We start from the raw sequence: 24,055 nt of genomic DNA, 5'->3' as shown, positions 1-24,055 counted from the left end.
ATAAATTTAAGCATAAGTAACCACAGATTATTGTCTACTTTAATCATAGTTACTTATCAGTATTGATTTAAAACAACTCTAAAATTTAAGATTAAGTGAGGTACATATATGGAATTTCAAAATTGTGTAGAAACAAGAAGAAGTATTCGTAAATTCAATTCAAAAGAAGTTAGCAATGAGGTTATAACAGACCTTGTAAACACTGCGGCTTATGCACCATCCTGGAAAAATTCTCAGGTAACTAGATATTATGCGATTAAAAACCCTGATAAGATAAAGGAAATTTCACTTGCAATGCCATCTTTTAATCGTGACATTGTAGCCAATGCTCCTGTGGTTATTGTTACAAGTGTAGTTAAAAATAGATCTGGTTATACTCGTGAGGGTAGCTTTGATTCACCTAAGGGCACTGGTTGGCAGATGTATGACTGTGGCTTATCTAATATGGTTTTCTCCTTAAAAGCTAATGAGCTTGGCCTTGGCAGTGTTATCCTTGGTCTCTTTGACGAAGAAAAAGTATCTGCAATTACAAGGGTATCTCATACCGAGGAAATTGTTGCCGTTATACCCATTGGATACTACGACGAGGAAGTATCAATGCCAAGACGCAAATTTGCAGATACTATTTTAAAAATAGTAGAGTAATTCTAACATATTAAAGTTGATTTTATTACTTACTCAAGTGTTAAGAATCCACGATATCAATAACAGTAAAACTAAAAGGTACTATCTCTTAATTATGGGCTTATGTTTAAACACCAGTTTGCAACATAAACCAATAGAGATAGTACCTTTTAAATTTGAAATTTCTAACAAACTTCTACTTTGCTATTTTCTGAAAAGATTTTATATTTCTTATAGAATATAACACTGACCATTAATCTTACAACTAAGTCTACGCACATCGCTACCCAAATTGCTATAACGCCTAAGTGTAGTACCTTGGTAAATATAAGTGCTAATGGTATTCTTATAACCCATATTCCTATACCCGCACAGTACATTGGTACCTTTGTAAAACCTGCACCTCTTAATGATCCATTTATACAAGCTGAAATATTCTGTGGAATCTGAACTAATCCCATTAATATTAGATATTTTGATCCTAGATTTATAATATCTACATTATCTGTGAGTAGCATCATTATAAGGTTAGGTACAAAAAGTAATAAAGCTGAGGATATAATTGTTATTATTGTTGACCCCTTTAAAATTTCTTTTAAGTATGCCTTACCTAGATCTTTGTTTCTAGCTCCTAAGGCTTGGCCTGTAAACGCTGTAGCTGCAACACTGAAGCCTACCGCTGGCATATATGATATAGATTCTGCCTGAAGTCCAAGCTGATATGATGCCATAGCAATCTCACCAAAAGCTAAAATCAATGTAGTTAATATTATTGATGCAAATTGCCAAAACATAGATTCTAAAGAGGATGGGAATCCAACTTTATATACCTTTGTTATGATACTTTTATCTAGTTTAAAGGAATTCTTATTTCTACACTTATATAGAATTCCATTTTTATTAAACAGTGTATATATTCCTAATGATGCTCCTATGAATTGAGCTATTACGAGACCTAAAGCTGCACCCTGAATACCCATAGCCGGAAGTCCAAACTTTCCGAATATTAATACAGGACTTATTAATATATTTGCTCCATTCATTACCGCCGCAATCTTCATAGGGGTTTTTCCATTACCCATTCCTTGAAGAGAACCCGCCACCACCAGCATAATTACAACAAAAGGAAGTCCAAATGCCACAATTTTCAAATAACTCTCCGCCTGAGAAATCAAATCTACGGAAGGATTAAAAACCTTCAAAAACACTTTCCCATTGATCTGCATAAAACCAGCTAGAATAATTACAAGTAAAACGCAAGAAATCAAGGTCTGCATAATAGTATCACGAACCTTTTTTTCATTATTCGCTCCATAAGCCTGAGCCACGAGGACTGTGCCCCCTGTAGTTATCCCCTTAAATAGAGACCATATAATCTGTGTAATCCTTGTACTAATCCCCAAGGCTGAAATCGCCATAGCATCTAATCTTCCAATAAAGGCCGCCGAAACAAAGCCTGCTGTCATTTGAAGCATACTCTCCACGGTTATAGGTATTATCATTGAATAGATTTTTTTTCTTAAAGCTTTTTTCTCCATGACACACGTTTCTTCCACGCTGTAACCACCCCTTATTTTTACTAATTCCTCTATATTATAACATTTTCATACATGAAATCATATCTATTATTGTCAGAATTAGTTGAATATTTTAAATTAAAATTCATATTTCTAAATTTAACACTTAAGATTTTAAACTTAGAATTTAACATTCATAATTCAAAATTTAAAATTAAAATTTTATGATTTTAATTTTATGATTCAGCATATAAAATTATAAAGTTATGGTTCAACATAAAAAATTCATGACTAAAATCTATTAAAGATTTTAACCATGAATTCTATAACGTTAATTAGAATATATTTTTTTATTTTGAGCTGTTTTCTTTTTTAACTACTTATTTTACCTGCAAATCTTTTTAATCGTGTGTCACTTTTTTCGCTGAATAATTCATCTGGATGTCCATCTTCAACTATGTTTCCATCCTCCATAAATATTATCCTATCCGCTACTTCCCTTGCGAATTTCATTTCATGGGTTACTATAAGCATAGTCATATGAGCTTTTGCTAAACCTTTGATTACTTCTAAAACCTCACCTATAAGTTCAGGGTCTAAAGCAGAGGTTGGTTCATCCATTAATATTATCTCTGGATCTGCAGCCAAAGCTCTTGCTATTGCCACTCTTTGCTGTTGTCCTCCAGATAATTTTGAAGAATACTCATTAGCTTTTTCCTCTAACCCTACCATTTTAAGATGCTCACTTGCTATTTCTCTAGCTTTTTCTTTATTCATTTTCTTTACCGTGGTAAGTGGTTCCATGACATTTTCTAAAACCGTTTTATTTTTAAATAAATTATAGCTTTGAAAAACCATGGCAGTTCTTCTTCTAACCTCTAATATATGTCTTTTATGTGCAAGGCACAAATCAACTTTCAAATTTCCAAACTTAAGCGTTCCACTATCAGCTCGCTCTAAGAAATTAATACATCTTAACAATGTTGATTTTCCTGTACCCGATGGTCCAACTATTGCTATAACCTCACCCTTTTTTACCTTTAGGTCTATACTCTTTAATACTAAATTGTCTCCAAAACTCTTCGTTAAATTATTTAACTCTAACATGTTTTACTCCTCATTAGGCATCTGAAAATAAATAATAAATCAAAGAAGATGCCTTATTCTTTATTAAAGGCTTTTTCAAGTTTTCCTTGTATAAATCCTATAACAATACTAATCATCCAATAAATAAGAATTACACAGGTAAATGCCTCTAAAAATTTATACTTCGCTGCTGCTTCTGATTGCGCTGTTGCCATGATTTCTGTTACCCCTATAGTAAATGCTAATGATGAACCCTTTACTATATCTGCAAAAGTGTTAACCAAAGTTGGAATTGCAATTTTTATAGCCTGAGGTAAAATCACCCTTACCATTGCCTGGGTATAAGTCATACCAATTGCATAAGCCGCTTCCCTTTGACCTTTATCCACAGCTGCTAGGGCTGCCCTTAAGCTTTCTGAGCAGTATGCCGAAGCATTAAGACTTAGTACAATTATAGCTGATGTCATGGCATCCAAACCCTTTAATCCAGGTATAATCTGTATTAATCCAAAGTATATAAAAAACATCTGTGCAACCAGTGGTGTTCCTCTAAAAAAGGATACATAAACACTAGACATCTGCTTTAGCACTGGTACCTTTGCATCTACAATTAAGGCTATTACCATTCCTATTAGTAATGCAAACACTAGGGATACTAAGGATAATGTAAGTGTTACCTTTAAATACTTAAGCATTAATGGTATTAAATTTATAACAAACTGAAAATCAAATATAGGCATGGACACCACCTAATTAGTTTCTTTAGTAGTATCTAACTGGAACCATTGGTTTGATATTTTTGTGAAAGTTCCATCTGCATGCATTTCTTTTATAGTTTTATTTACAGTTTCAATAATTTCTTTACTTGCTTCTTCTTTTCTAAATGGATATTGGTTTATTTCATAAACACCAGTATCAATATCTGCAATCTTTAAGTTTAATTTTCCCTGCTCAATAGTTGTTTTTGCTTTTACTTCTGAAAGCCATGCTGCATCTATTCTTCCTATCTCTACATCCTTTTCCATAGGAACTCCATCAAAGGTTACTATATCTAATCCTAAGTTATACTTCTCATTTAAGTCTTTAAGAGTTTTCTCTCCATTACCACCTAGTACACAACCAACTTTTTTTCCCTTGAAATCTTCTATCTTTGTACTAGCGTTGTCACTTGGCACAACAAATTTATATTTGCTATAAGCATATGTATCACTAAAATCATATTTAGCTTTTCTTTCCTCTGTAGTAGACATTTGGTGTGCCACTGTATCTATTTTACCTGCATCAAGCATTCCTACAAGTCCACTGAATTTTGCTGTTTGATACTCTATCTCATAACCAGCCCTTTTCCCTATTTCATTCCAAACATCAATCTCGAAACCCTTTGATTGATCATTTTCTTTAAAGCACCATGGATAATACTCTGTAGAAACCCCTACTATAAGAGTTTTCTTTGCATCCTTTGAACCATTATCAGCCGCTTTATCTCCAGCCGCCTTGTTACCGCATCCACTAAAAATAGTTAAACCTATTGTTAATGTAGCTATTATTGATATTATCTTTTTACTGTTAATTTTCATTTCAAATCCCCCTCGTATTAATTCTTTATTAATTGTTTTGCTATCTTCTATTAATTGTTTTGCTATCTTCTATTAATTGTTTTGCTATTTTCTATTAATTGCTTTGCTACCCTTTAGTTAATTACTCAACTATGTTTAGTTAATCAATTGATTACATTTAATTAATTATTCATATTAGGCTTCAATATTGTCTTAGTGTAATATCATTTGTATTTTTTAAATTCACTTATACTATTACAATGATAATACAGCTTTTTGAATCCGCTCTAAAGCATCCTTCAACGTTGATTTAGGGCAAGCTAGATTTATTCTTATAAATCCTTCTCCACCCTGCCCAAAGGCATATCCCTGATTAACCAAGACTTTTCCTTCATTAATCAATAGCTTTTCTAATTCCTTTGGTGTTAAGTTAAATTCTCTAAAATCAAGCCAAGCTAAAAACATAGCTTCTGATTTAATTGTTTTTATACACGGAATATATTCTCTGAAAAACTCCTCCATATATAAAAAGTTACTCTCCACATAATCTAACATCTCATCTAACCATATCTCACAATGATCAAATCCAGCCTTCAATGCCGTTAACCCTAATAAATTTGGTTTATTAATACCTTCACTTAATAGCACTTGTTTATATCTTTTTCTTAAAGATTCATTAGGTATAATTACATTCGATATCTCCAAGCCTGCTATGTTGAAAGTTTTATGGCTAGCTATACAAGTTATAGAATTTTCTATAACATTCTCCTGCTGCTGAAGAATAAAATTATGATTATATTCTTTATGTACAAGTTCACAATGAGCTTCATCTGATACTATTAGGATATTATTATCAACTAATATCTTTGTTAACTCCCCTAATTCATTCTTTGTCCAAGCTCTTCCAACTGGATTATGTGGATTGCATAATATTATCATCTTCACTTTTCCATCAATAATATTCTTAAGCCCCTCTAAATCCATAGTGTATTTTCCATCTTTAAGTATCAATGGATTTTCAATAACCTGTCTATTATTCATCTTAATTAAATCATAGAAGTTTGAAAACACAGGTGGCTGAACTATGATTTTGTCCCCTTCATTTGTAAATGTTTTTATGATTCTTGCCAATGAACTAACTACTGTGCCACTAAATTCAATCCACTCTCTTTTCAAAGTTAAATCATGTCTTCTTTCATACCAACTAATTATTGACTCATAGACATCTTCATACCCGCCACTATAACCCAATATTCCTTCATCAATCTTATCCTTCAATGCGCTTCTAATCGGCTCTGGAGTCTTGAAATCCATATCTGCAACCCAAAGTGGTAGAAGATTCTCAGCATCAATAGAAAACCTATCCTTTATGCCATCGTATTTTAAGGAGTGAGTATTCTTTCTTTCTACAAATTCATCAAAATTATACATTTTTATACCTCCTCCCAATGATCATTCCTGAATTATCATATCAATTTCTATGGTAAATTTCATTTAATATTCATTTTTTGTATAAATATACTTATATCTATAGTATTTTCCTATATCCCCTACAAATAGAAAATGGCTATTTCAAAATATCAATTTTTGAAATAGTCATTTTCTTTAATTCCACAATTTTTAAATAGTAAAAGCACCCATATCTTACTTCTGGGTGCTTTAATTAACTATACAATTTTTATAGTTAATATCTAACGAGCTACTTCAGTTTACCTGTGGGGATATAGCTAGCTAAATATGAATATATCAATTTTAAGGAAACTCCGCCTCATATACATTCGGTGGAGTAAGTAACACTTAGCCAAATGTAAAATTTGGAGTGTTACTTATATGAGCAGCAGTAGTCTGCTATTGTGTTTACTGTTATTTTAAAGCTTGAGTTAGCTGGTACTATAAAGCTTTCGCCTTCCTTATAAGTTGTATATTTATCCTCACCTTTTTGCATTATATCCATCTCTCCACCAAGGACTTCCATTAATTCCTCAGCTCCAGTGCTAAATTCATAATCTCCAGCAAGCATAAATCCTAAAGTCTTTCTCTCTCCATCTTCAAAGTAAACTGTTCTACTAGTTACTCTTCCATCAAAGTACACATTCGCCTTTTTAACTATCTTAACCTTTGTAAATTCCATTTTAAATTCCTCTTCTCTTTCATATTATATATTTTATAACCAAATCTATACATTTCATTATTTAAAAATCTATCAACCACTTTGTCCTTAATTTAAAATTTTACATTTCAAATTTTATACTTGGATGTTATTACATCCCTTTTGCTTTTCTTACGCAAGCCTTCATTGCTTCCATTACACTGCTACGGAAACCTTTTTCTTCTAGAACTCTTACAGCCTCTATAGTTGTTCCACCTGGTGAGCAAACCATATCCTTTAATTCGCCTGGGTGTTTTCCTGTTTCAAGAACCATTTTTGCAGAACCAAGTACAGCTTGCGCTGCAAATTTATAAGCCTTATCCCTTGGCATTCCATCCATTACAGCTGCATCTGCCATAGCTTCAATAAACATAAATACATAAGCAGGTGAACTTCCACTTACCCCAACTACAGTATCCATCAAGTTCTCGGCCACAACCTCAACCTTACCGAATCCACTTAAAATTTTACACACATAATTTAACTCTTTCTCAGTAACTAAATCATTTTTACAAACTCCTGTAATACCTTCCCCAACTAAAGCAGGTGTGTTAGGCATAGTTCTCACTATTTTTACTACCTTACCAAACTGACCTTGCAACTTTTCAAGACTCTGTCCTGGAGCAATAGTCACTATGATTGTATCTGGTTTAATTGCATCAGTTATTTCTTTAATAACGTCACCATAGTATTGAGGCTTCACAGCTAAAACTACAACCTGACTAACTACAGCAACTTCACTATTATCCGAAGTAATATTGATTCCCAATTCACCTTTAGTGTTTTGAAGACCTACAGCATATGCATCTGAAGCAATAATCTCTTCTGCTGGAATAATACCAGATCCTATAATTCCCCCAATCATAGCCTTAGCCATATTTCCACAACCTATAAATCCTAATTTCATCTTCATATTAGTTATCTCCTTCTCTAATTAAAGTTTTGCTCTGTTCTGTTTATGATTTCGTCCTGAAGTTCTTTACTTAGATTCCTAAAGTGATCGCTATATCCTGCAACCCTTACTATTAAATCCTTGTAGTCTTCTGGATTTTCTTGTGCTTTTATAAGTGTGCTCTTATCAATTACATTAAACTGAATATGGTGACCATCCATGTTAAAGTAAGTTCTAACTAGGTTGGCCATATGGTCGAGACCATCTTCTCCCGCTACTACACTTGGTGTAAATTTTTGATTTAAAAGAGTTCCCCCAGTTCTTAAATGATCCATTTTTGATGCAGATTTTATAACTGCTGTAGGACCATTAGTGTCTGCACCCTTCTCTGGAGAAATTCCTTCTGATACAGGCTTATGGGCAAGACGACCGTTTGGACTTGCAATCATCACTTCTCCAAAGTATACATGACAAGTTGTAGGTAGCATATTAATTCTATAGCAACCACCCTTCATGTTTGGTCTACCAGTTACCGCTTCATTATAAAGATTAAATACGTCCTGCATAATTTCATCTGCATAATCATCATCATTGCCATACTTAGGTGTTTTATTTCTCACCATGTTTGCTATGATTTCATTTCCTTGGAAATTATTTTCTAAAGCTTCTACTAACTTCTCCATTGTAAATTTCTTTTCATCATAAACATTATATTTAATAGCTGCAAGGGAATCTGTTATTGTCCCTATTCCAACTCCTTGGATGTAATTTGTATTGTATCGGGCACCCCCTGCATTATAATCCTTACCACGGCTTATACAGTCATTCGTTATAATTGACAAGAATGGTGCTGGCATGTACTGAGCATAAATCCTCTCAATTACATTGCTACCTTGAACCTTAATATCTAAGAAGTACTCTACTTGCTTTTTAAAAGCCTCAAATAATTCTTCGTAATTTTTAAAACTCTCTGCATTTCCAAGCTTTAATCCAAGTTGCTTGCCACTTACTTTATCATAGCCATTAAATAATGTTAATTCTAATATTTTAGGAAGATTAAAGTATCCTGTTAAAATATATGCTTCATTTCCAAAGGCTCCAGTTTCAACGCAACCACTGGTTCCTCCACGTCTAGCATCTTGAATTGTCTTGCCTGCATTAAGTAACTCTTGTACAATTGCTTCTGTATTATAAAAAGCCGGTTGCCCCCAACCTTCTCTTGATATTTCACAGGCTCTTTTTAAGAATCTTCTTGGTGTTTTCTTACTTATCTGCACGTTAGAACTTGGTTGTAATAACTTCATTTCATCCATACAATCAAGAATTAAATAACTTACTTCATTAACTCCATCATGACCTTCTGCAGTAATACCACCAGTATTTATATTTGCAAAATCCGTATAAGTACTACTTTCTTTTAGTGTAATTCCAACCTTTGGAGGTGCTGGCTGGTTATTAAATTTTATCCATAGACATTCTAAAAGTTCCTTAGCACTATCTTCATTCAATATACCTGCCTCTGAGTCTCTTTCATAAAAAGGATTTAAATGCTGATCAAGTCTTCCTGGGCTATATGCATCCCATGGATTTAACTCTGTAGTTACTCCAAGATGAACAAACCAGTACATTTGAATAGCTTGCCAATAAGTTTTAGGAGCATGAGCAGGTACTACTTCACAGTTTTCTGCAATTTGAAGCAACTCTCCTTTTCTTGATGAGTCAGTTTCCTTCTCCGCAAGTTCCCTTGCATATTTTGCATATCTTTCTCCTAAAATCATGATAGCATCACAGCTGATATCCATAGCAGTTAATTGCTCTTTCTTTGCTAACGCTTCTGGGTCCTTTAAAAAATCTAATTTATCTATAGCTTCTTTAATTTCAACCTTATAATCTAAGAAACCTTTTTTATAAATATACTCTGAACCAACAGTATGTCCAGGTCCTCTTTGCTCCATAAACTCAGTAAATATACCAGTTTCATAGCATATCTTCCACTCCGGAGTCATTGCATTTATAATCTTATTTCTAACAGACCGCTTTTCCCAATAAGGAATAATTCTTTCCTCTTGGATTTTGAAGCCTTCTTCATCCACCTTAAATCCAATAAGCTCTCTCTCATTCATAACATTCATATCATCAAGTGTATGACAGCACAACTCTGGGAAAGTCGGAGCAGCTTGAGGACTATCCCCTTTTTCTCCTACAATAAGCTCCCCTTCATTAATACAAAGAGTTTTATTCTCCATAAAATATTTAAAAGCCAAAGCTCTCATCTCTGGTATAGAAACACTTCCATCATATTTCTCATAGGCATCTGTCATTAAGGTAGCCCTCTCCATATAGATATGTGGAGTTGCATTCACGCTCTCTGCTCTTAACCTCTTGATTCTCTCATTCATTCCTCTTTCCATAATCCAAAAACTCCTTTCAATTCAAAATTAAAATTGTAAAATTTAAAATTTAAGATGTAAAATTTAATCCTTCTCCAATTTTTAATTTTTAATTTCTAATCTATAATTCTTAATTTCTAATTTCTAATTTACCCCTATCCCCCAATTTTCACATTTATAAAGCCTTGCTTTTCAAAGCTTTCTTTTATCTCTTTCATTCTTTCCTCACTAGGTGTAGAAAGTTCATATCCTTTATACTCTCTTTGAAGTCTGTCATATTTACTTCTACCAGTATTATGATACGGAAGCAAATTCACCTTCTTAACAATTATATTATCCTTTAAGAAAGTTATGATTTCCTCCATTGAATCCTTATCTGCATTAACCCCTTCTATTGTAGGTATCCTTATATTTATATTTGCACCTGCATCACTTAGTCTTTTAAGATTACTAAGTATTAATTCATTTCCCTTACCCATAAATTTCTCATGAATAATAGTATCCATAAGCTTTATATCATATAAAAATACATCTACATATTTCATTATTCTCTCATAATTTTCATAGGGTGCATATCCACAAGTATCTATTGCAACATTGTAGCCTTTTCTTTTTAGTTTTTTTAATAATTCCTCTATGTAATCCATGTTCTGGGTCATAATTTCCCCACCTGATAAAGTAATACCACCATAAGACTCCTCATAAAACATCTTATCTTTTTCAGCTTCCTTAACAAGCTCTGCTACTGTATATTCTTTACCTACAATTTCACGAGCATTATTCACACAATGATCAATACAAGTTTTGCACAAATCACATTTCCCTCTATTAGTACATACATGTTGTCCATCCTTTTCAATAGCTCTTTGTGGACAAATTTCTGCGCACGCTAGACATCCAGCACATTTTTCCTCATTATACATTAACTCTTCACTGTAATTTTGACTCTCAGGGTTATGACACCACAGACAAGAAAGCAAACATCCCTTAAAAAATATTGTAGTTCTTATCCCATCTCCGTCATGGATAGAATACTTTTGAATATTTAAAACTTTTGGTAAATTCAAAATATCACCAGCCTTTTTAAATTTAAAATTTAAAATGTAAAATTAGGTGATAAAACTCTTTCAATTTAGAATTAAAAATTCAAAATGAAGAATTCCCACCATGAAAGTTAAATTGAAAAATTCTACAAGAATTTTATCTGCAATTTACATTTTATAATTTATAATTTTCAATTTATAAATAACAATTCACCAAACTCATCATAGTTTCATTTTTATGAATATAATCATTCATATCTTCACTTTAATTATAAAATTACCACACTTCAAAGTCAAAGGTTATATTTCTACAAAATAATTATTTACTTGTGAATTCTACATGTAATTTCACTTGAATTTCATATATAATCTTACAAAAGTTTAATCAAATCAAAAATTTATCCTATAACACCAAGCTAAATGAAAAATTATATCTATAAAAGTTTGCGTTTTTATAATATTCTTTATATAATATATTTAGGTATCTGAAAACAAATAACAAGTCAAAGATGTGAAGAATATTTTTAGTTAGACAAAGAATCAGGTTCCGCAGATGGTAGATCCATCTAAGAGTTCTGCTGACGTAGTATCAAGTGATTCTTACACTTTGCAATCGCTTTCCTAAAAATTAATATTAAACTCCGACTGCTAAGTGTTAGAAGAACTTATCTAGGATTGTGTCGGTGTTAGCCCAACTTGAAAAGTATGGGGTTACAGCGACTAGATATCAGATAACACAAAATAGTAGAACATACTGACTTGTTTATTTTTTGAAGATCCCTTGATTAAATGAAAATCAAATCGTTTTAGGGGAGGGGATTTCTAAATGGCAAAAAAACAACAATCCGTAGAGGAAATAAAAGCAACCTTAGAAAATACTTTAAATAATATTTATGTGAAATTCACTTTAATTAAGGAAATTCATGAAGGTGCATATAAATTAAATCCAGAATATAAAATCTTTTGGGATAGCCATCCTGAAAAAACTAGGAAGGCTTTGCTTGTGAATCAAAAACCTATGTCTATACCTGAAGAAAAAGTTGATGAGAAGAAAATAAGCATTTCCCGTACCTTCAAAAAAATGTTTAATGTAAATAAATTACCTATGGAATATCAAATTGAAAACTGCGTAACTGGTAGAAATTTTACTAAAACCTTAAAAGAAATTAACCAGGTTATGTGGAATAAATAATTGAATTCGATTAAAAAGTAGCTATCAAAATTTTATTTTGATAGCTACTTTATTTGTTTTTAGACATCTGAAAACAAATAATAAGTCAAAGATGTGAAGAATACTGACTCATTTATATCACTACTACATTCTTTCAAGTCCTCTATTATTCTTATAAGTCTTTCTTTATTCATATAAAACATCAACCCTTCTAATGCCTTAGGACTTATTAAAAACATTATATACAATAACCACATAACAATAAATATATTTATATATTCCCCGAAATATATTGACATCTTTATCCAGTCATCATATACTGAGAGTACAACACCACATTACATAACTAATGTGGTATAGCTTGCAAAGGAGGCTTACCCTTGAAAATAGATGCAAATAGCCTAAGTCCAATATATATACAAATAGCAGATGCTATCGAGGATGATATTTTAAGTGGAACACTGCCTGAAGGGGGTAACTGTTACTCTCAAGTGGTGATTTCTAAGGAACTTACCGTTAACCCGGCTACTGCGGCTAAGGGGATTAATCTCCTTGTTGGAAGAGGAATTCTTGAAAAACAACGTGGCCAAGCAATGACGGTGGCTGCTGATTCAAAGAAAAAAATTATGGACAGACGAAGAGATGAAGTTTTTGGGAAGTTAGCAGAAGAATTAGTAATTGCAGCTAAAAAATTAGATTTATCCCAGGACTATGTATTAAAAACTATAACAAAATTCTATGAGGAGGGAAAATAATATGGATTATTGTATTGAAGCTAATAACCTTACAAAAAGTTATAAATCTAAAATTGCTTTAAGTGGTATTTCAGTGAAACTTAATTCAAATGAACTTATAGGTTTAATCGGTAGCAATGGCTCTGGTAAAACTACTTTCATGAAGCTATGTGCAGGACTCCTTGAGAAAACTCAGGGTGAATTAACAGTTCTAGGTGGAGCTCCCATGGATAATTTAAATGTTTTAGAGAACATTGTCTATTGCTATCCTAATATGCCCCACGATAGAAATTTATCCTTATTAAAAATTATGGAGTACTATAAAATCATGTATCTCACCTTTGATTTTCAATTTGGTTCAAAGCTATTAAACCATTTTGGATTTAATCCTAAATCTAAATATGATAGCCTTTCTCAAGGTATGAAGAGCTTATTTAACTTTATCTGTGGCATTTCAACTAGGGCCCCATTAACTATGTTTGATGAGCCAATACTTGGAATGGATGTTAAGGTTCGTAAGTCTGTTTATGACATTCTTCTTCGAGATTACCTAGAACACCCAAGAACTATAATTATCTCTAGCCATATTCTTTCCGAACTAGAAAACCTACTATCTGAACTTTTAATAATTAATAATGGAGCTTTAGTTTTATATAAGGATATGGATTCTATAAAGGAAAGCGCCTACAGAGTAGATGGAAATTCAACTGACCTTAAAGAGTTTTTCAAGGATAAAAATGTGTTACATGAAAATTCAAGTGACTTTTCAGCCTTTGGAATAATTGAAGACGCCATTACTGCGTCCACGGAAGCTGAGGCTAAAGCAAATAATTTAAAGATTTCAAGAATTAGACCTGAGGAACTTTATGTGTATCTTACTGGCAACAATTATGAAGGAGGTTTAGATTCATTATGGACAAACGACAATTAAGCAATGCCCTTGGTTTATATAAAATTCATTCAAAGGAGCATAATAAATCCTTATTAGTAGCTTGTGGGATTCTATTATTTCTATTTTGTGCGGATATGATAAATGGACTTATAGAGGTTTTTACCTTCTCAAATAATGTGACAGCCTCATTATTTCAAACCTATTCTCAACTTTCATGGATAGTTTTAATAAGTATAACCTTGGGATCATTATTTTGGTATAAAACTTTTAACTCTCAGCATGAAATGTTCCCTCAGGATAATAAAACAAGATTTTTATCCTATGTTATGTTTAACTATAGCTACCTATTGAAACTATTAGTATTATCCCTTTGTTTATATCTATTTCAATATGGTTTATTTTCTATCATTGGCACCTTTAACCCTAATGTCCACTTTGCCTATCCTATAAATCTAGTTTTTTTAATATCAGGCTTTATAGTTAATCTTCTCTATGGTTCACTTTTTATTGCCATCATCATATTACTAGGAGCCCTAGACAGAAAGTTGAACTTATACTTCAAAATTACGGCTATTGGTATTTTCCTATTAGGCTTTATTAAAAATGGATTAATATTTATGTATGTAGTAGAACTCTCTAAATTCTTAACGGCTGAATCTTCACTTTTACTATTTATTCTAAAGTCTATTGTACTACTAGTTTTCACGCTGGGTCTTTCCTGGATAGTAAATAATAACACTGTTTACTATAGAACAAAGACTAAATCTTCAACCACTCTAACAGTAATTACAGCATCGCTATTATTTATAGTTTTTATTAGTTTTTCAGTGCTTACACCAGCTTATAAATATGATTCTCGTGTCACCATTACTGAAGAAAGTGAAAATAAAGTTTCAGATGAATCTAACTTTTTTCATGATTTTGCTGGTGTTGAAGATTTTGGTGCCATAAAGGTTGATTTATCTACCCTTAAGCCAGGTGACACTATCGAAGTTATAAATACTCATAAGTCTAACAATGACTCCCTTCCAATTGAAGATATGAGATTTGCATCAAATGAAGTTGTTAATAATCATCTTTATATAAATTATAGCATTCCAAGTAATAAAAAAAATTGGGTGAATCTTAATGATTATAAAAACCCTGTTGTAACTGCTAGCCTTGAAGGAAATAAGCTATATATTAACTACTCCTACAACGAAAACCAAAAGGTTCTATTTCTAAATGCCTATGGATTTATGTCCCAATTTCATATATTTGAGGACAAAGGATTATTTAAAGAGCATATGGGCTCCATGAGTGGCTCTGGCAGTGGCTCCATAAATATAGTTTATCCAATAGGATTTAAGGTGATTACTGGAAATTAAGCAAATTAATCATTAGAAAACTTAATGTTATGTTTTAATAGATTATTGAAATTAGACTTCAATATTATCTGAGCACCACACCATTTGAATAAGTTCGAAAAACTAAATCATATATTTAGTCATTCGAACTTATTTATATATATATCTTTACCTTCAATTCTATGTAATAATATGTATACAATACATTTTAAAGGTAGGTGCTCTATGTTTAAAACTACTTATCGATTAAAACCAGGAAACTATTTTAAAATAGGGGTAATGGAAAGTTGGCTAGGTGATATGGCATCAAAAGGACTTCATCTTGAAAAGCTTGGCACAAATTTTGTTAAGTTTAAGAAAGGTGAACCAATGACAACATCCTATAGAATGGAAGTTGCCTTTAATAAAAATGAATTATCTATTGATCAACGGGAAACCTATAAACATTGTGGATGGTCTGAAGTTACTAACTTTGATAAGTTTTATGTGTTTTCCTCTCCCTATGAGTTTAACACCTCTGAATCACATCTCCTTACAGATGTTCATGCAACTATGCTGAAGCCTCTCCATAAGAAATTGTTTCTTGAAATCATAAGAAGCCTAGGTATAATATTATTAGGCTGCATAGCAATTCCATCATTTTTCATCAAAGACTTTCTCACAAATCCTTTAACTATATCAGGTACAAATCTATTGTCAATATTTATTATCATATATGCAACTCTTGGTATAATAGGTCAGACTATTTCAATGGGTAGACTTCGAAAATCCCTGCTACAAGGTACCCCCATAAACCACCACACTAATTGGAAATTAAGTTATTTCTGTTCTTTAATAAGTAAAGGTGCCTTTCTAATTTTATCCTTAGGTCTCCTTTATATCTCCTTTTCCAATCCAACTAGGGATAACCCTATTACTCTAACAGCTTCAACTCCTAATCTGCCAATAGTTAGACTAATCGACATAGAGCATAATCCAAATTATATTAAAGAAACATATGCCCTGCCTAGTGAAGTTGACTGGCAAAATTACTATAACTATTCAGAGACTCTCTTTGCTCCCGAGATGTACAAAACCCATGAAAGCGGCTCTATTCCTGGTGAATACCTGCCAAATACTAATTCTCCATATAAACCTAGCTTAAATAGCGATGTTTACAAATTACGGTTTTCTCTTGGCGTAGATAAATTAATGGATGAATTAGTAGATAGTTATAACAAAGTTAAAGGTTATGAAATAGACTACGAGGTTTTGGATCACAAAGATTTTGACCTTCTGATGGTTCATAAAGTTAAAAATGGCTGTACTGTTTTTGCACGCCGTGGAAAAGGTATTATTCGTCTTGAGTATTACGGACAGGCTGACGCTGAAAAAGTTATAGCTGAGGCTTGTAAAAAACTTTCTATGATTGAAAAATAGCTTCCTTAACGAAAACAAGTGGTTAGCCCAAATTTAGGCTAACCACTTGTTTTATATTAAAACTTATTCTTGTATTAATGAATTTAAATCCTTTGTCAACACCGATAATTCATCTATGAATTTCTTTGCATTCTTAGTTTCACCTAAGTAATTTTCTATTGTTGCATAGGTTTCCTCTGAATTTGCTAATGTTTCCTCAGAAACTGCAGATAGATTACTGATAGATTCACTGATTTCCTCATTGGATTCCAATGTCATATTAATCTTATTACTTATCACCTTTATATTTTCATTTAGGCTACCTAATGTTGATGATAATTTGTTTATCTTACCTTCTGTGGTTCCTATAAGTTCTACTGTTTCGGTATTAGTCTTTGATAATGCAGTTATTTCATTAAATACAAAGTCTACTTCCTTATTTAGTTGAACTAGAATGTTACTGATGCTTGTTGTAGATTCCTTACTTTGCTCTGCCAAATTCCTTACTTCAGATGCCACAACTGAAAATCCTCTCCCTGCTTCACCTGCTCTTGCAGCCTCAATAGCCGCATTTAAAGATAATAGGTTAGTTTTCTCTGAAATAGCCGAAATCATAGATATAATTCCTAGCACTTCTTCTGATTTAGACTTCAATCCTTCAAAAACAGTGGTTAAAGAATTATTTTTCTCATTAACTTCATTAGATTTTTTACCCAGTATTGTAATAGTTTCTAATGCACTATTAAATATTTCTTTACTTTCTACTGAATATCCTTCAATATCCTTTGACAATGAAGCTGTTTCGTTAATTTGATTTTGTATTGAACTTGTAGATTTTCGCTGATTCTCAACATTTTCAGTAGTCGATTCACACCCACTAGAAATTTCATTAATAGCCATGTGTATTGTATTTGAACTAGTTTCAATAGAATTAATACAATCTCCTAATGACTTAGTATTATTGTTTAATAGTTCAACGGCTCTTTTTATTTCAATGAAAGTTTCTTCTCTCTCAATACTTGCCATTTTTACCTTCTCTGACTCTTCATCTGCGCCTTTCCTAAGGCTCTCTGAGAATTTAGTAACTTCATATAATGTGTATATAACTACTAAAATTACAACTAGTGTCATAGCCACCACACTGAAATTATCTCTATTCATAATTGTTGCTCCCCAAATAGCAATCATAATTAATGCCCCTATTGATATTCTTCTTTGAAACTTCAAATCTAGGTAAGAACTAGAAATGACTAATAATGGACATACAATGAAAGGCGAAACAATTGTAGTTGAAGAAAATAATACTATGCAATAAGCAATTGAAAAAGGCGTAGCACATATACGTCGTATAAAAATACTACTCTCATGTTTTTTATGAAAAATTGTTGCTATGATAATTGAAACTACCATAATTGAAATAGTAACAATAGCTGGTATCATATCAATAGTTCCACTCTTGACCATTGATAATAACCCCGCTATGTATACAATTAATAATACCCACATAAGCTTCATAAATCGTTTATTTGTTTTAATCTGTATAATTTCTGAGTTCATAATATCCCCCCTGATAATCTTTAAGTCATATTATTATCGAAGCTTTTTTTCAAAACCTTACCCCTTATGAAAGGAAAATTATAACTTTTCTTCTTAATAATTTTTAGATTACTATTCATAAATTAGGATTTTATATTATCTTCACTAAATCCTTTGTAATACCCCAAATAGTGTTATGCCTTGACAATATTGAAGTCCAATTTCAACAATATATAAAATCATAAAAAGCATTAAATTTTATTTACATATATTCCTATATATGTTATTCTTATGTTATACGATATATCGTGTCACATAATATCGCATAACATAATAGTATATTAGTAATTGGTTATATTAAGAATTCATATTAATATGAATCTCTAAGTATTTAAAATATAATCTAACAAATAAATAAAAGGAGGTTTTTAAATGCCTTATAGTGGCGGACCTATGACAGAAGCAATGTATTATGTGCTTCTTGCCATTATGAATCCAAACCATGGTTACGGTCTTATGAATACAATTTCAGAAGTATCCAAAGGTCGAGTTAACATGGGGCCTGGTACCCTTTATGGCGTTCTTTCTCGCATGCAAAAGGATGAACTTATAATTTTACTTGATGATGATAGCAGAAGAAAAACCTATAAAATCACAGAGGATGGCAAAAATGCTCTGATACAAGAATATAATCGCCTTCTATCTTTAGTTGAAGATGGAAATATTTTAAAGGGTGGCATTTAATATGATGAATCTTGTAAAAAAACTAAACCGTGGTGATTGGTGGAGAATCGGTGAACATGAAAGTTGGTATTCCGATATGTCAAAGAAAGGACTACATCTTTATTCCATAGGCAAATGGGTTACTAAGTTTAAAAAAGATGAACCTTTAGATCTGGAATACAGAATTGAAATTTCAACAGATAAAGGAGAGATTTCTAGAGAGCAATATCAACTTTATAAAGAATCTGGTTGGAATTATGTAACTACCAATGGTTCCTTTCATATATTTTCAGCTCCTAAAGGTCAAAATGCCACTGAAATTCATACTGATCCAGTAGAGCAAAGCTATGCCTTAAAAACCTTTAGTAGAAAACTTGCCATGGATACTATAATATCATCAATAGGCTTTATATCTGCTTTTATTATACTATATTTTTATTTACTAAAAGATTACACACCATATCTAACTTTAATTAATAATCCATCTATTGTTGAACCTCTAATTGCTATTTCTATAATAGTCTATATAGTAATTTCAATCCAAAGTAATATATCTATTCATAAACTTAGAAAATCTCTTAGCCAAGGTACGCCCATTAATCATAAATCAAATTGGAAAAAGCATAGATTTTCCGCTCGTATATCTTACGTTTTTGTAATTTATATGTATACATCAATTTGTTTTTCTATATTTCTGCCGGGTTTTTCAACTAAGGCATTTTCTCTTCCAGACATAACTAGTGCATTACCCATAGTACGCTTAATGGAAACAGAACCTGAAGGCGCCACCTTTGTATACCCTTCTGCTAATTATTCAAATGGTATTAATCACAATAAGCACTACACTAATACCTGGCATCCAATATGTCCTATAAATTATAATACCTATGAAAGTGCAAGATCATTCTCTGAAACTCTGGATAATAAAATGAATGTAAATGATGTACGTATAAATAGTCAGGTTTACAGGGCTTCCTTTGATTTTATTACTAATGGTTTATTCACAGACTTAAAGAACAAATATTTTTCAGGTTCAAAGCTTCAAGAAATTACTTATGAAGGAATTGACAAACTGCTTTTTCAAGAAACTAAAGAGGGCTACAATATACTAACTCGTAGTGGAAAAGCTGTGATTTATCTTGAATATGTTGGTGAAAGTGACCCTGAAACTATAATAAAACTTATCCCCGAAAAATTAGCTTTGTTAGAAAATAATTTGAAAGAGAGGTGATTAATATGAAAAAGTTTGTAAAGAAACTAAAACCTGATGATTTCTGGAGAATAGGTGAACATGAAAGCTGGTATTCTGATATGTCAAAGAAGGGTTTCCATCTTAATTCTATAGGTACTTGGTTTACTAAATTTGAAAAAGGTGAACCTTTAGATATAGAATATAGGATTGAAATTGCCACAGATAAAGGTGAAATTTCCATGGACCAACGTCAACTTTATAGGGAATCTGGCTGGGATTATGTAACTAAAAATAGTTGTTTTCATATATTTTCATCTCCTACAGAGCGAAATGCAACTGAAATTCATACTGATCCAGCAGAGCAAAGCTATGCCTTAGAAGCCCTTTATCGCAAACTTACTATGAGTAATATGGTATTATCAATAGTCATTATATCAATTTTTATTATACCAGTTTTGTGCTTGTTAAGAGATGCAACACCCTATCTAACTTTAATTAATAACATCTCTTTTTCTGGGCCTTTATTGGCTGTTTGCATAATATCCTATGCGTTAAAGTCAATCCAAAGTAATATATCTACTCATAAATTTAAACGATTCCTTAATGACGGTAAGCCTATAGACCATAAGGCAAATTGGAAAAACCATAGTATTTCCTCCCGAATATATTATATCTTGATAATCGCTATATATATATCACCACTTCTTTGTATAATACCAGAAATTTGTTCAACTAAGACATCTACTCTTCCAGATAAAACTAACACTTTGCCAATAATACTGCTAAGTGAAACAGAACCTGAAGATGCTTCTCTTAAATACTCTTCTGCTAATATTTCAGATGGTATTAATCATAACAAGCAATATACCTATACTTGGAACCCACTATGTCCTATAAAATATGATACCTATGAACGTGCAGAATCTACCTCCAAAGTATGGGCTAATACTAAACGTAAAACCTATGAACCAAGTATAACTAGTCAAGTTTACAAACCCTCCTTTGACTTTATTGCCATGGGCTTACTTACAGACTTAAAGAGAGAATACGGCTTTGGCACAAACTTTTCTGAGTTAACGCTGAACGGTGTTGACGAAATATTTTTGCAAGAAAGCAAAACTGGTTGCAGTATATTTGCTCGTAGTGGAAAAGCTGTTATTTACCTTGAATATGTTGGTGAATTACCTGCTGAGACTCTTATAAAATTGCTCCCTGAAAAACTAGCTATAATAGAAGAATAATTTAAAGGAGAGTTTGTTAATATGAAAAAACTTGTAACGAAACTAAACCCTTGTGATTTCTGGAGAATTGGCGAGACCGAAAGCTGGTTTACTGATATGGCTGCTAAAGGTCTTCACCTTCAAAGCGTAGGATATTACTCTGCAAAGTTTGAAAAGCATGGACCTAAGAAAATGAAATATAGAATTGAAGTTGCTATGAATAATGATGATATTTCAGGAGAACAGATATGTTTCTATAGAGAATATGGCTGGGAATATGTTACTTGCTATGATGGAAACAACACCCTCATTCCCAACAAATTTTATGTGTTCTCTTCACCTGAAGAGTTAAATGCTCATGAGATACACACTGACCCTGTGGAGCAATCCTATACACTTAAATATCTAAATAAACAATTGCTTTTCAATGCACTTCTAGCTTTATTATGGGTTGTTCTTTTCTTTGTACTAGTGTTTTTACCTTTTATCATAAGTAATTATCCTTACCTTTCACTTATGAATTTCACGAATTATTTAACCTTATTTGTTTCAATAGCTGAATTATATTTTCTTATTAAGTCAATTGTGGGTTTTTTATCTATTCTTAGTCTTAAAAAATCCCTTAAAGAAGGAATTCCTATTAATCATAATGCTAACTGGAAACCTTATAAGTTAATATCTCTATTAATCATTACTATCCATATATCACTTATAATAGTTTTAAGTTACCTTACTTCAAACTCTACAACCTTAGAATTATCCATAGATGAAGCTAATGAGATTTTGCCAATTATCAGATTAAGTGAAATTGAAGACTACACAATGAAGTATGACCTAGGCAGTTCTTGTAACTATTCTACCACAATGTTTTCACCCGTTACTTATAGAACCTATGAGAAATTCAGAATCTTTACTAATGATTCACTAAGTAATACTCTTAGTTCTGATTCACTCCTCAATACCAAAGTTTATAAAGTAAGATTTTCTTTCATGGCAGATAATCTACTTAATGACCTAGTAAAACAAGAAATTTCTAGCCTTACCGTTTCTGAAAAAGAGTATCTTTATTTAGAAGGTGCCACTAACTTTAAACCATTATCCGCAGAAGATATTATTGATACTTCTAATGATGATTTCGATATTTTAAAGGTTGCTAACCATGACTACGGCTATAAAATATTTGCTGCCAAAGGCAAATGTGTTGTCTTTATTAACTACTTCGGTGATGTTGATATTGAAAAAGTTTTGGATGTATTATCAGAAAAAATGTCTATGCTAGAAGATTAATTTAAAAGGTAGGTGCTAATGATGAGTAAATTTGTTTATAAGTTAAGCCCGAACAATTGTTGGCAAATTGGCAAATATGAAAGTTGGTTTTCTGATATGTCAAAGGAAGGGTTACACATTGTCAGTGTAGGTAAATTCTTTACTAAGTTTGAAAAGGATGAACCTAAAAACATGAAATATAGGATTGATATTTCCTATAAAGAAAATCATGTAGCTGAGGATAAAATTAAACTTTGCGAAGATAATGGATGGACTTATGTCAATAGCTATAATTCCTCTAGTGGAATTACTAGAAATCATAAATTTCAGATATTTTCCTCACCCGAGGACTTAAATGGATCTGAATTACCCTGTGATCCTATTGCTCAAATCCGCACTTTGAAAGATTTAAAAGGGGATTTAATTACATCTTCTTCATTTTTTGCTGTATTTCTAGTGGTATATATTTTACTTATGTGCTTATTATTATTCATTCTGGATAAACCACTGTATCTAACTCTAGTCAGTGCACAATTTCACATGTGTCTAATTCTTATTCTTGAATGTTTTTATGTAGGTGGTGTCCTAATCCAAAATACTTCTTCTATTAACCGACTTATAAAATCTATATCCGAGGGTGAACCAATTAACCATAAGATGCCTTGGAAGGATAATTCTTATATATTCCAACGACTTTCTATCTTTCTATTTTCTATTATGTTGCTCTATCTCTTTTCACAGCTATATACAGGTAGAAAACACAATATTACTAATGAATTAGTTGGCTTACCAGTAGTAACACTCTGTGAAATAGAAGACACTACAAATTTAATCAGAACTGGTACTACTTACTCTACAATAAAAGAGGCAAATAATTATACACTTACCACAAACATCTTTGCTAGCGAATATAATAGTAGCGAACACTCAACTAAAAATGGTTGTGATTTAACTCTTTCAACTAAGTTTTATAAATTAACCTTTCCTTCAATGGCAGATAACTTACTTTCAGATTTAGTTAAAGAATATAGTTACAGAGACTTTTTCACTGAGATGAATAATCCTAACTTTGACTATCTCCTTGTAAATGAAGAAAATAATAACTATTCCAATGAAGCACATCACACAATTTTTGTAGCTCGTGGCAACAAAGTAATGTATGTTCAATATTATGGTAAAGCTGATTTAGATAAAATCTTAGATGTAATATCTGAAAAAATGTCTAAAGGTGATAATTAAAACTTATTCCTGTAGAATACATGGGATTATTGTCTAACACTTCCTCTAACACTCCTCTTGTCACGTGTGTTAGAGAGTGTT

The 24,055-nt window shown here is 31.9% G+C and carries 22 protein-coding genes; 11 read left to right on the top strand and 11 right to left on the bottom strand.

The window, feature by feature from the left end:
* Positions 1–108 precede the first annotated feature (108 nt).
* Positions 109–645, top strand: a complete 537-nt coding sequence (locus tag RSA29_RS07255; protein ID WP_346943784.1) for a nitroreductase family protein — start codon at positions 109–111, stop codon at positions 643–645.
* Between the two features lie 164 nt (positions 646–809).
* On the opposite strand, the gene RSA29_RS07250 is transcribed toward RSA29_RS07255, so the two are convergent.
* The 9 genes from RSA29_RS07250 to RSA29_RS07210 all read right to left on the bottom strand — a co-directional run bounded on the left by RSA29_RS07250 (position 810) and on the right by RSA29_RS07210 (position 11,281).
* A complete protein-coding gene (locus tag RSA29_RS07250; protein WP_346943785.1) occupies positions 810–2,180 on the bottom strand; it encodes an MATE family efflux transporter in 1,371 nt (456 codons plus the stop codon).
* A gap of 333 nt (positions 2,181–2,513) precedes the next feature.
* Entirely contained in the window at positions 2,514–3,248 is a 735-nt protein-coding gene (locus RSA29_RS07245) for an amino acid ABC transporter ATP-binding protein (RefSeq protein WP_346943786.1), read from the bottom strand.
* Positions 3,249–3,301: 53 nt separating this feature from the next.
* Positions 3,302–3,967 (bottom strand): amino acid ABC transporter permease, encoded by a 666-nt coding sequence (locus RSA29_RS07240; RefSeq protein WP_346933915.1) that lies wholly within the window; start codon positions 3,965–3,967, stop codon positions 3,302–3,304.
* 9 nt (positions 3,968–3,976) lie between these two features.
* Positions 3,977–4,804, bottom strand: a complete 828-nt coding sequence (locus tag RSA29_RS07235) for a transporter substrate-binding domain-containing protein (RefSeq protein ID WP_346943787.1) — start codon at positions 4,802–4,804, stop codon at positions 3,977–3,979.
* 234 nt (positions 4,805–5,038) lie between these two features.
* Positions 5,039–6,214: a MalY/PatB family protein gene (locus RSA29_RS07230; protein ID WP_346943788.1), complete on the bottom strand. Its 1,176-nt coding sequence runs from the start codon at positions 6,212–6,214 to the stop codon at positions 5,039–5,041.
* A 391-nt stretch (positions 6,215–6,605) separates the two neighbouring features.
* Positions 6,606–6,914: a pyrimidine/purine nucleoside phosphorylase gene (locus tag RSA29_RS07225; protein ID WP_346933912.1), complete on the bottom strand. Its 309-nt coding sequence runs from the start codon at positions 6,912–6,914 to the stop codon at positions 6,606–6,608.
* Between the two features lie 130 nt (positions 6,915–7,044).
* The gene (gene proC / locus RSA29_RS07220; protein ID WP_346943789.1) at positions 7,045–7,845 is read right to left on the bottom strand and encodes a pyrroline-5-carboxylate reductase; all 801 of its coding nucleotides are present in this window, start codon (positions 7,843–7,845) and stop codon (positions 7,045–7,047) included.
* Between the two features lie 17 nt (positions 7,846–7,862).
* Positions 7,863–10,235: a trans-4-hydroxy-L-proline dehydratase gene (hypD, locus tag RSA29_RS07215; protein ID WP_346943790.1), complete on the bottom strand. Its 2,373-nt coding sequence runs from the start codon at positions 10,233–10,235 to the stop codon at positions 7,863–7,865.
* A gap of 134 nt (positions 10,236–10,369) precedes the next feature.
* Positions 10,370–11,281, bottom strand: coding sequence for a trans-4-hydroxy-L-proline dehydratase activase (locus tag RSA29_RS07210; protein ID WP_346943791.1), 912 nt, complete (start codon positions 11,279–11,281; stop codon positions 10,370–10,372).
* Positions 11,282–12,083: 802 nt separating this feature from the next.
* On the opposite strand from RSA29_RS07210, the gene RSA29_RS07205 reads away from it, so the two are divergent.
* Positions 12,084–12,449 (top strand): hypothetical protein, encoded by a 366-nt coding sequence (locus tag RSA29_RS07205; protein WP_346943792.1) that lies wholly within the window; start codon positions 12,084–12,086, stop codon positions 12,447–12,449.
* A gap of 59 nt (positions 12,450–12,508) precedes the next feature.
* On the opposite strand, the gene RSA29_RS07200 is transcribed toward RSA29_RS07205, so the two are convergent.
* Positions 12,509–12,685, bottom strand: a complete 177-nt coding sequence (locus RSA29_RS07200; protein ID WP_346944390.1) for a hypothetical protein — start codon at positions 12,683–12,685, stop codon at positions 12,509–12,511.
* Positions 12,686–12,808: 123 nt separating this feature from the next.
* On the opposite strand from RSA29_RS07200, the gene RSA29_RS07195 reads away from it, so the two are divergent.
* From RSA29_RS07195 to RSA29_RS07180, 4 genes are all read left to right on the top strand, one after another.
* The gene (locus tag RSA29_RS07195; RefSeq protein ID WP_346943794.1) at positions 12,809–13,183 is read left to right on the top strand and encodes a GntR family transcriptional regulator; all 375 of its coding nucleotides are present in this window, start codon (positions 12,809–12,811) and stop codon (positions 13,181–13,183) included.
* A gap of 1 nt (position 13,184) precedes the next feature.
* Positions 13,185–14,093 (top strand): ABC transporter ATP-binding protein, encoded by a 909-nt coding sequence (locus tag RSA29_RS07190; RefSeq protein ID WP_346943795.1) that lies wholly within the window; start codon positions 13,185–13,187, stop codon positions 14,091–14,093.
* Positions 14,075–15,421 carry a hypothetical protein gene (locus RSA29_RS07185; RefSeq protein WP_346943796.1) on the top strand — a complete coding sequence of 449 codons (1,347 nt, stop codon included), beginning with the start codon at positions 14,075–14,077 and terminating at the stop codon, positions 15,419–15,421. Before RSA29_RS07190 ends, RSA29_RS07185 begins: the two co-directional genes overlap by 19 nt.
* Before the next feature lie 204 nt (positions 15,422–15,625).
* Positions 15,626–16,819, top strand: a complete 1,194-nt coding sequence (locus RSA29_RS07180; protein ID WP_346943797.1) for a DUF2812 domain-containing protein — start codon at positions 15,626–15,628, stop codon at positions 16,817–16,819.
* A 63-nt stretch (positions 16,820–16,882) separates the two neighbouring features.
* Here RSA29_RS07180 and RSA29_RS07175 read toward each other — a convergent pair whose 3' ends face one another.
* Positions 16,883–18,355 (bottom strand): methyl-accepting chemotaxis protein, encoded by a 1,473-nt coding sequence (locus RSA29_RS07175; RefSeq protein WP_346943798.1) that lies wholly within the window; start codon positions 18,353–18,355, stop codon positions 16,883–16,885.
* Positions 18,356–18,766: 411 nt separating this feature from the next.
* Here RSA29_RS07175 and RSA29_RS07170 point away from each other — a divergent pair, with 411 nt between their 5' ends.
* Genes RSA29_RS07170 through RSA29_RS07150 form a run of 5 tightly spaced genes read left to right on the top strand, consistent with a single transcriptional unit; the run spans position 18,767 to position 23,974 of the window.
* Positions 18,767–19,078, top strand: coding sequence for a PadR family transcriptional regulator (locus RSA29_RS07170; protein ID WP_346943799.1), 312 nt, complete (start codon positions 18,767–18,769; stop codon positions 19,076–19,078).
* Position 19,079: 1 nt separating this feature from the next.
* Positions 19,080–20,288: a DUF2812 domain-containing protein gene (locus tag RSA29_RS07165; RefSeq protein ID WP_346943800.1), complete on the top strand. Its 1,209-nt coding sequence runs from the start codon at positions 19,080–19,082 to the stop codon at positions 20,286–20,288.
* A 5-nt stretch (positions 20,289–20,293) separates the two neighbouring features.
* The gene (locus tag RSA29_RS07160) at positions 20,294–21,490 is read left to right on the top strand and encodes a DUF2812 domain-containing protein (protein ID WP_346943801.1); all 1,197 of its coding nucleotides are present in this window, start codon (positions 20,294–20,296) and stop codon (positions 21,488–21,490) included.
* 21 nt (positions 21,491–21,511) lie between these two features.
* Entirely contained in the window at positions 21,512–22,756 is a 1,245-nt protein-coding gene (locus tag RSA29_RS07155) for a DUF2812 domain-containing protein (protein ID WP_346943802.1), read from the top strand.
* Positions 22,757–22,774: 18 nt separating this feature from the next.
* Positions 22,775–23,974, top strand: a complete 1,200-nt coding sequence (locus RSA29_RS07150; RefSeq protein WP_346943803.1) for a DUF2812 domain-containing protein — start codon at positions 22,775–22,777, stop codon at positions 23,972–23,974.
* Positions 23,975–24,055 lie beyond the last annotated feature (81 nt).

This window comes from Clostridium sp. (assembly GCF_036660475.1).
In the GTDB taxonomy this organism is placed as follows: Bacteria; Bacillota; Clostridia; order Clostridiales; family Clostridiaceae; genus Clostridium_J.
This window is presented reverse-complemented; position numbering and strand designations above follow the sequence as displayed.

Bases quoted from the DNA above. Each gene is read 5' to 3' on its own strand.
- proC (WP_346943789.1), bottom strand. From the start codon at position 7,845: ATGAAGATGAAATTAGGATTTATAGGTTGTGGAAATATGGCTAAGGCT.
- RSA29_RS07225 (WP_346933912.1), bottom strand. From the start codon at position 6,914: ATGGAATTTACAAAGGTTAAGATAGTTAAAAAGGCGAATGTGTACTTT.
- RSA29_RS07165 (WP_346943800.1), top strand. From the start codon at position 19,080: ATGATGAATCTTGTAAAAAAACTAAACCGTGGTGATTGGTGGAGAATC.
- hypD (WP_346943790.1), bottom strand. From the start codon at position 10,235: ATGGAAAGAGGAATGAATGAGAGAATCAAGAGGTTAAGAGCAGAGAGC.
- RSA29_RS07175 (WP_346943798.1), bottom strand. From the start codon at position 18,355: ATGAACTCAGAAATTATACAGATTAAAACAAATAAACGATTTATGAAG.
- RSA29_RS07240 (WP_346933915.1), bottom strand. From the start codon at position 3,967: ATGCCTATATTTGATTTTCAGTTTGTTATAAATTTAATACCATTAATG.
- RSA29_RS07205 (WP_346943792.1), top strand. From the start codon at position 12,084: ATGGCAAAAAAACAACAATCCGTAGAGGAAATAAAAGCAACCTTAGAA.
- RSA29_RS07190 (WP_346943795.1), top strand. From the start codon at position 13,185: ATGGATTATTGTATTGAAGCTAATAACCTTACAAAAAGTTATAAATCT.
- RSA29_RS07170 (WP_346943799.1), top strand. From the start codon at position 18,767: ATGCCTTATAGTGGCGGACCTATGACAGAAGCAATGTATTATGTGCTT.
- RSA29_RS07245 (WP_346943786.1), bottom strand. From the start codon at position 3,248: ATGTTAGAGTTAAATAATTTAACGAAGAGTTTTGGAGACAATTTAGTA.
- RSA29_RS07235 (WP_346943787.1), bottom strand. From the start codon at position 4,804: ATGAAAATTAACAGTAAAAAGATAATATCAATAATAGCTACATTAACA.
- RSA29_RS07160 (WP_346943801.1), top strand. From the start codon at position 20,294: ATGAAAAAGTTTGTAAAGAAACTAAAACCTGATGATTTCTGGAGAATA.
- RSA29_RS07200 (WP_346944390.1), bottom strand. From the start codon at position 12,685: ATGTGGTTATTGTATATAATGTTTTTAATAAGTCCTAAGGCATTAGAA.
- RSA29_RS07155 (WP_346943802.1), top strand. From the start codon at position 21,512: ATGAAAAAACTTGTAACGAAACTAAACCCTTGTGATTTCTGGAGAATT.
- RSA29_RS07255 (WP_346943784.1), top strand. From the start codon at position 109: ATGGAATTTCAAAATTGTGTAGAAACAAGAAGAAGTATTCGTAAATTC.
- RSA29_RS07150 (WP_346943803.1), top strand. From the start codon at position 22,775: ATGATGAGTAAATTTGTTTATAAGTTAAGCCCGAACAATTGTTGGCAA.
- RSA29_RS07185 (WP_346943796.1), top strand. From the start codon at position 14,075: ATGGACAAACGACAATTAAGCAATGCCCTTGGTTTATATAAAATTCAT.
- RSA29_RS07230 (WP_346943788.1), bottom strand. From the start codon at position 6,214: ATGTATAATTTTGATGAATTTGTAGAAAGAAAGAATACTCACTCCTTA.
- RSA29_RS07180 (WP_346943797.1), top strand. From the start codon at position 15,626: ATGTTTAAAACTACTTATCGATTAAAACCAGGAAACTATTTTAAAATA.